Source organism: Streptomyces montanisoli, from assembly GCF_017813245.1.
GTDB lineage: Bacteria > Actinomycetota > Actinomycetes > Streptomycetales > Streptomycetaceae > Streptomyces > Streptomyces montanisoli.
In genome coordinates this window covers 23,238-30,232 of sequence record NZ_JAGIQL010000080.1, presented here as the reverse complement: position 1 = coordinate 30,232, position 6,995 = coordinate 23,238, and the positions used below count along the sequence as shown (strand labels likewise).

At 71.0% G+C, this 6,995-nt stretch carries 8 protein-coding genes; 5 read left to right on the top strand and 3 right to left on the bottom strand.

The features are described from left to right. Positions 1-60: 60 nt before the first annotated feature. Entirely contained in the window at positions 61-927 is an 867-nt protein-coding gene (locus JFN87_RS19430; protein WP_209341686.1) for an aldo/keto reductase, read from the bottom strand. Between the two features lie 79 nt (positions 928-1,006). Here JFN87_RS19430 and JFN87_RS19425 point away from each other — a divergent pair, with 79 nt between their 5' ends. Both JFN87_RS19425 and JFN87_RS19420 read left to right on the top strand, forming a co-directional pair. Next, a complete protein-coding gene (locus JFN87_RS19425) occupies positions 1,007-1,672 on the top strand; it encodes a helix-turn-helix domain-containing protein (RefSeq protein ID WP_209341681.1) in 666 nt (221 codons plus the stop codon). Positions 1,673-1,738: 66 nt separating this feature from the next. Then, a complete protein-coding gene (locus JFN87_RS19420; RefSeq protein ID WP_245180397.1) occupies positions 1,739-2,599 on the top strand; it encodes a hypothetical protein in 861 nt (286 codons plus the stop codon). Here JFN87_RS19420 and JFN87_RS19415 read toward each other — a convergent pair. After that, complete coding sequence (locus JFN87_RS19415; RefSeq protein ID WP_307865518.1) at positions 2,543-3,067, bottom strand: MarR family winged helix-turn-helix transcriptional regulator; 525 nt, start codon at positions 3,065-3,067, stop codon at positions 2,543-2,545. The two genes, JFN87_RS19420 and JFN87_RS19415, sit on opposite strands and share 57 nt — an antisense overlap. Before the next feature lie 127 nt (positions 3,068-3,194). Here JFN87_RS19415 and JFN87_RS19410 point away from each other — a divergent pair, with 127 nt between their 5' ends. The 3 genes from JFN87_RS19410 to JFN87_RS19400 all read left to right on the top strand — a co-directional run bounded on the left by JFN87_RS19410 (position 3,195) and on the right by JFN87_RS19400 (position 5,563). Beyond that, positions 3,195-3,392 (top strand): ferredoxin, encoded by a 198-nt coding sequence (locus JFN87_RS19410; RefSeq protein WP_209341679.1) that lies wholly within the window; start codon positions 3,195-3,197, stop codon positions 3,390-3,392. 58 nt (positions 3,393-3,450) lie between these two features. After that, positions 3,451-4,779: a cytochrome P450 gene (locus JFN87_RS19405; RefSeq protein WP_209341677.1), complete on the top strand. Its 1,329-nt coding sequence runs from the start codon at positions 3,451-3,453 to the stop codon at positions 4,777-4,779. 190 nt (positions 4,780-4,969) lie between these two features. Beyond that, the gene (locus JFN87_RS19400) at positions 4,970-5,563 is read left to right on the top strand and encodes a Uma2 family endonuclease (protein WP_372449256.1); all 594 of its coding nucleotides are present in this window, start codon (positions 4,970-4,972) and stop codon (positions 5,561-5,563) included. A gap of 159 nt (positions 5,564-5,722) precedes the next feature. Here the strand turns inward: JFN87_RS19400 and tuf are convergent, their stop codons facing one another. Then, on the bottom strand, positions 5,723-6,916 hold the full coding sequence (gene tuf / locus JFN87_RS19395) for an elongation factor Tu (RefSeq protein WP_209341675.1): 1,194 nt from the start codon (positions 6,914-6,916) through the stop codon (positions 5,723-5,725). Positions 6,917-6,995 lie beyond the last annotated feature (79 nt).

Below are 6,995 nucleotides of genomic sequence, written 5' to 3'. Positions count from 1 at the left end.
CCGGGGCGGACGCGCCCCGCCCCGCGGCGAGGGGCCCGCGGCGAGAGCCCCTCGGCGCGCTCAGCCGCGCAGCGCGGCCAGGTCGTCCTCGCCGAGGTCGAGCGCGCCCGCCGCCATGTTCTCCTCCAGGTGGTCGAGCGAACCGGTGCCCGGGATCGCCAGCATCGACGGCGACGTCGCCAGCAGCGCGGCGATCGAGACCTGCGCGGTCGTCGCGTCCAGGCGTGCCGCGACCCTGCGGAGGCGCTCGGCGTCCATCGGGTCGCTGGTGCCGCGGTCCACGGGGCCCGTGCCGCCGCCGAGCGGGAAGAACGGCACGAACGCGATGCCCGCCTCCTCGCACTGCCCCAGCAGGCCGGAGTCGCCGGCGTGCTGGTTCTGCACCGCCGCGACTGGCGCGATCGCCCGCGCCTCGGCGAGCTGCGCGGCGTCGACGTTGCTGACGCCGAGGTGCCGGATCAGGCCCTCGTCGCGCAGCCCGGCGAGGACCGCGAACCGTTCGGCGATCGACTCGCCGCCCGCGCCCGAGAGGCCGCCCACCCGCAGGTAGACCAGGTCGAGCCGGTCGAGGCCGAGGGCGCGCAGGTCGGCCTCGACGAGACCGCGCAGCTGATCGGGGGTGGCCTGGAGGCTGGGCACGCCGTCCGGCGCCATCATCGGGCCCACCTTCGTCGCGATGACCAGGCCGTCGCGGTAGGGGGCGAGTGCCGTGCGGATCAGCTCGTTGGCGCGTACCTCTCCCCCGCCGTAGAAGCCGGCGGTGTCGATGTGGTCCACGCCCAGCTCGACCGCGCGCCTGAGGACGGCGATGCCGCTCTCCGGGGCGCGCAGCGGGCCGCCGAAGGTGCTCATCGCGAGGCGCATGGCGCCGAAGCCGAGGCGGTTGATGGTCAGGTCTCCGCCGAGGGAGAAGGTCTTGGTCGTCATGTGGGTCGTCATGGGTTCCATGGTGTGCGGGGCCACCGCGGCGGGCGAGCGCGTGACAGCTTGCTGCCACACTGGAGGAATGCGGAGCGAGAAGGTGTTTTCCGTCCGCGGCGACGCGGAGCTGATCGAGCGTGCCGGCCACTTCTTCGAGTCCACCCGGAGCGAGTTCCTGTGCGCGGCCCGGGACCTCGACACATGGGCGCAGCCGGCGGCGAGGACCGCGCTCAGCAGCCGGGTGCGCGGGTCGGCTCCCGCCGGCTTCACGTCGAGCAAGCTGCTCAGCCCGGTGGCACTCGCCGACGAGGGGGCCAGGGCGCACCTGCGGCAGGTGCGGCGCGAGGGGACGCTCGTCCGGATCAGCGGCTCGCTGCTGCCGCACGAGACCATCCTCATCGACCGCCGGGTGATGATCCTCGCCGGGCGTGACGCGCCCGGTGGCCGCGAGTACACCGTCACGACGTCGAAGTCCCTGATCGACGGCGTCCACTCGCTGTGGGAGGCGATCTGGGCCGGCGCCGCCGACTTCGACACGTACCTGCGCGGCGACGTCCCCCACCTCGACACGGACAGCCGCACGGTCCTCGAAGCACTCGGTTCCGGCCTGACGGACGCGTCGGCGGCCCGGCGCCTCGGCGTCTCGCTGCGCACGTACCGGCGGCGGGTGGCGGAGCTGATGACCACGCTGGAAGCGGACTCCCGCTTCCAGGCGGGCCTGCGAGCAGGCGAACTGGGCCTGCCACGCTGACGCCGCCGAGCGGGAACGTGAATCGGTGTGCCACGCCCGCGCCGCGCGCGTTACGGTGCTGCTCCTGTGAACATCAGCCGCGCCACCTCAGCCCGGGAACCCACCGGCGTCGGGGCCGCCGCGCGCAACAACGCCGAGTGGTGCGCGGCGGTGTGCCGCGCCCACGGCGTCCCGTACCGGTTCTCCGGCACCGTGTGGTGGAGCCCCCGCCGCACGCCGCCGTACTACCCCGAAGCCGTCACCCTGCGCCCCGGCGTACGGCCCGGCGAACTCCTGCGGCTGCTCGACACCGGAACCCCCGGGTGTTCCGTCAAGGACAGCTTCGCTGCGCTCGACCTCTCCGGCCACGGCTTCGCTCCGCTCCTTCACGGGCAGTGGCTCCGTCGTCCCGCCGGAGTCGCGCAGGAGGAACCGGCAGGCATCTCAGGGGAGTTCGCCGCCGTGGCCGTTCGGGGCGCCGACCGTCTCGGCCGTTGGGTGTCGGCCTGGCACGGGGGCGAGGACGGGGAGCCGCCGCCCGACATCTTCCGGCCCGCGCTGCTGCGCGACCCCGCGGTCCGCGTCCTCGCGGTGCACCGCACACACGCGGACGGCAGGCTCGCGGACGGCAGCCTCGCGGACGGCGAGCTCGTCGGCGGCGCCGTCCTCAACCTGGGCGCGGGACTCGTCGGCGTGTCCAACGTGTTCGCCGTCGGCGCCGTCCCCCTCGCCGCGGTGTGGACGGCGGTCGTCCGGGCAGCGGCCGTCCACTTCCCGGAGTGTGATCTCGTCGGCTACGAGGACGACGACGGTGACGACGACCGCGACGACGATCCGGCCTGCGCGCACGTCACGCCGGCGGATCGGCGCCGTACGCCGCTGGGCGCTGCCCTAGACGCCGGATTCCGTGTCCTCGGGCCCCTGCGTGTCTGGGTGCACCACAGCTGAGTCCCAGCTCCATTTTCCGACCCGGCTCAGCACGTCCACCGCCGCCATGATCCGTTCCGCGTCCACGTCGGCGAGACTTTCGGACAGTTTCGCCTCGACCGCGCCCACCACGCGGGCCAGCGTGTCGCGTCCGCGGCGTGTGGGGGCGACGAGTTGCACGCGGCGGTCGCCGCCGTTCTCCGCCCGTTCCACCAGGCCCTGCTCCGCCAACTGGCTGACCTGGCGCGTCACATGCGGATGGCGGACACCGAGGCGCTCCGCCAACTCCCCCACGCGCAACGGCTCTGGCTCGTCCGCCAGGACGCGCAGCAGTGCGAGGCCGGGCCTGTCGATGGGCGTCCCCGCCGCCGCGGTCAACCGGGCGTGCGTGCCCGTTCGCGTCAGGCTGTAGGCCAGTGCGCTCAGCACGGATTGCAGCGCGGCGATGGACTCCGCACGTGACGGGGGCGGGCCTGGGGTGGTTTCCACAGTCGCATCATGCCGGGCCGACCGTTTCCGGCCAACCGTTCGCGCATCTGCCGGAGGCCCCATTGCACGAACACCGGCCACGGGGTTATCACGTACTTAGGGTACGTAACGAAGGAGAGCGAGCGCGATGCACATCGAGATCGACCAGGACCGGTGCTGTGCCTCCGGGCAGTGCGTCCTCACGGCGGACGACATCTTCGATCAGCGCGACGAGGACGGCGTCGTCACCCTGCTCGACGACGCCCCCGGCGACGCCGACGCCCAGGCACGCGCCGAGGAGGCGGCGGCGCTCTGCCCGGCGGGGGCCATCACGGTCCGCGCCTAGAAGCCGTCGCTACGACGGCACGCCTCACCCGACCCCCCACCCGCGTCAGGAGCACGGCATGACCGACACAGCCCTGTCCGACAGCACCCACAGCACCGACAGCACCGACAGCACCGACAGCACCGACAGCACCCACGGTGCCCACGGCCCCCACGGCTCCCGCGTCACCGAGGGCGCGCCGCATCCGTCCTACCCGTTCAGCCGCGCCGCGGGCTGTCCGTTCGACCCGCCGCCGGAGTTCGCCGGGCTGCGCGAGCGCGAGCCCTTCTCGCGTGTCCAGGTCTTCGACGGGACGCCCGCCTGGCTCGTCACGCGCTACCAGGACCAGCGGGCGATCCTCGCCGACGACCGGTTCAGCGCCGACGCGCTGCGCCCCGGCTTCCCGCCGCAGAGCCCCGGCCTCGAAGCCCGCCGCAAGAGCGGCAAGCCGCTCTCCTTCATCGCCATGGACGACCCGGACCACAACCGGGTGCGCCGCATGTTCACCGCGTACTTCTCGGTGCGCAGGGCCCGCGCGCTGGTCCCGCGCCTGAGCGAGATCATCGACGGCCTGCTGGACGGCATGGAGGCCGCCGGGCCGCCCGCCGACCTGGTCTCGTCGTTCGCGCTGCCCCTGCCGTCGCTCGTCATCGCGGAGATACTCGGTGTGCCGCGCTCGGACCACCACCTGTTCCAGAGCAGGACGAAGGTGCTCGTGTCGAGGTCGGCCAGCGGCGAGAAAAGCCTGGCGGCGACGAACGAGCTGACCGACTACCTGGGCGGGCTCGTCGACGAGAAGGTCAAGAACCCGCAGGACGACCTGATCAGCAACGTCGCCGCCGCGCACCTGCCGACCGGCGAGACCACCCGCGAACGCCTCGCCCAGGACGCCATGCTGCTGCTGGTCGCCGGCCACGAGACGACGACCAACATGATCGCGCTCGGCACGCTCGCCCTGATGCGCAACCCGGACCAGCTCGCGGCGGTACGCGACGCCGAGGGGCCCGCGCAGATCGCCGGCGCGGTCGAGGAACTGCTGCGCTACCTCACGATCGTGCACACCGGCCGCAGGCGTGTGGCGATCGAGGACGTGGAGATCTCCGGCCACACGATCCGCGCGGGCGAGGGCGTCATCCTGGCCAACGACTCCGCGAACCGGGACGCCACGCTCTTCGACGACCCCGACGATCTCGACATCACCCGGCCCAACGCCCGCCGCCACCTCGCGTTCGGCCAGGGCACCCACCAGTGCCTGGGCCAGAACCTCGCCAGGCAGGAGCTGCAACTGGCCTACCCCGCACTACTGCGCCGCTTCCCGGCGCTGCGGCCCGCGATCGAGGAGCGGGACATCCCGTACAAGCACGACGCGGTGGTCTACGGAGTCCACGAACTCCCGGTCGCCTGGTAGCCACCACCGCGAACGCCATTCCGCGAACGTCACTTTTCGACCGCGCCGCTGCGTCCGGCCGCTCCCTGAGGAGTGTCCGGAGGCAGCGGCGTTCCGGCATCATGGACTCGTCGCCCGTCGCGGTCCCGCGCGTCGGCCAGGACAAGGACGAGGAGTACGGATCGTGACCGCCACTTCGCCCGACACGGGGATCAGCGCCTTCCAGTACGACGTGCTGCGCGACCTTCTCGAACAGATACAGGACAACGTTCCCGGCAAGGTCGAGATCACCAAGGAAGGGCTCGTCCACGACATGATGACCCCCGGCGGCCCCCACGAACTGACCGCCATGCGTCTGCGCCGCAGGCTGGAACAGGCGATGCCGGAGGAACTCGCGGCCCACACCGGCACGCCCGACGTGGAGAACACCGCGGAGGGCATCATGCGCCATCCGGACGTCATGGTGATCGCCGAGGCCGACATGGAGGTCCAGGGGTCGTTCGACCCCCGCGCGCTGATCGCTGCCGTCGAGGTCGTCTCACGCTCCAACCCGGACAACGACTGGGTCGGCAAGGTGCGCGACTACCCACTCCTCGGCGTACCCGTCTACGCGATCTTCGATCCCCGCACGGGCACCGGAGCCATCCTCTCCGACATCCACACCACGCCCGAGGGGCCGCGGTACGCGACCCGCAAGGACTTCGTCTACGGAGAGGACGTCACCATCGCCGCGTGGACGATCTCCACGGACGGCCTGCCCCGCTACGCCGCCCTCCCGCAGGACATCACGCCGCGCTCGCTCTGATGAACCCGCACGTCGATATCGTGCGCGCCAGATGGCGTGCGCCGGCGGCCGCGCATGCGAGAGGGCCCCGCTCACCGTCCCGAAGGACGAGGGGCGGGGCCCTCCGCGATGCCCGCTACGGTCCTGTCAGGACCGTCACGAGACCACCTGCCGTCAGACCTACTTGTTGATCTTGGTGACCTGGCCGGCGCCCACCGTACGACCACCCTCACGGATGGCGAACTTCAGGCCCTCCTCCATGGCGACCGGCTGGATCAGCTGGACGGACATGGTGGTGTTGTCGCCCGGCATGACCATCTCGGTGCCCTCGGGGAGGGTCACGACGCCGGTCACGTCCGTGGTGCGGAAGTAGAACTGCGGGCGGTAGTTGTTGAAGAAGGGGGTGTGACGGCCACCCTCGTCCTTCGACAGGATGTAGGCCTGGGCCTCGAACTCGGTGTGCGGCGTGACCGAACCGGGCTTGATGATGACCTGGCCGCGCTCCACGTCCTCGCGCTTGATGCCACGGAGGAGCAGACCGACGTTCTCACCGGCCTGGCCCTCGTCGAGGAGCTTGCGGAACATCTCGATGCCGGTGACGGTCGTCGAGGTCTTGTCCTGCTTGATGCCGATGATGTCGACGGTCTCGTTGACCTTGAGGACACCACGCTCGATACGGCCGGTGACGACCGTACCGCGACCGGTGATCGTGAAGACGTCCTCGATCGGCATCAGGAACGGCTTGTCGATGTCACGCTCGGGCTGCGGGATGGCCTCGTCCACGGCCTTCATCAGGTCGAGGATGGACTGGCCGTACTCCTTGTCGCCCTCGAGCGCCTTGAGCGCCGAGACCTTGACGACCGGGACGTCGTCGCCCGGGAACTCGTACTCGGTGAGGAGCTCGCGGACCTCGAGCTCGACGAGCTCCAGGATCTCCTCGTCGTCCACCATGTCGGCCTTGTTCAGCGCGACGACGATGTACGGCACGCCGACCTGGCGGGCCAGGAGCACGTGCTCCTTGGTCTGCGGCATCGGGCCGTCGGTCGCGGCGACCACGAGGATGGCGCCGTCCATCTGCGCCGCACCCGTGATCATGTTCTTGATGTAGTCCGCGTGACCGGGGCAGTCGACGTGGGCGTAGTGACGCGCCTCCGTCTGGTACTCCACGTGCGAGATGGAGATCGTGATACCGCGCTGGCGCTCTTCGGGAGCCTTGTCGATCTGGTCGAAGGCCGAGGCCTCGTTCAGCTCCGGGTACGCGTCGTGCAGCACCTTGGTAATGGCGGCCGTGAGGGTCGTCTTACCGTGGTCGATGTGACCGATGGTGCCGATGTTGACGTGCGGCTTAGTCCGCTCGAACTTCGCCTTCGCCACTGGGGTCCTCCTGGGGAGTGGTTCTGTACGCCTTACTCATCGGCGCCAGGATGATCTTTGCTGGGATGCCGGTGTCGCC

Bases quoted from the DNA above. Each gene is read 5' to 3' on its own strand.
- JFN87_RS19430 (WP_209341686.1), bottom strand. From the start codon at position 927: ATGACGACCAAGACCTTCTCCCTCGGCGGAGACCTGACCATCAACCGC.
- JFN87_RS19425 (WP_209341681.1), top strand. From the start codon at position 1,007: ATGCGGAGCGAGAAGGTGTTTTCCGTCCGCGGCGACGCGGAGCTGATC.
- JFN87_RS19410 (WP_209341679.1), top strand. From the start codon at position 3,195: ATGCACATCGAGATCGACCAGGACCGGTGCTGTGCCTCCGGGCAGTGC.
- JFN87_RS19405 (WP_209341677.1), top strand. From the start codon at position 3,451: ATGACCGACACAGCCCTGTCCGACAGCACCCACAGCACCGACAGCACC.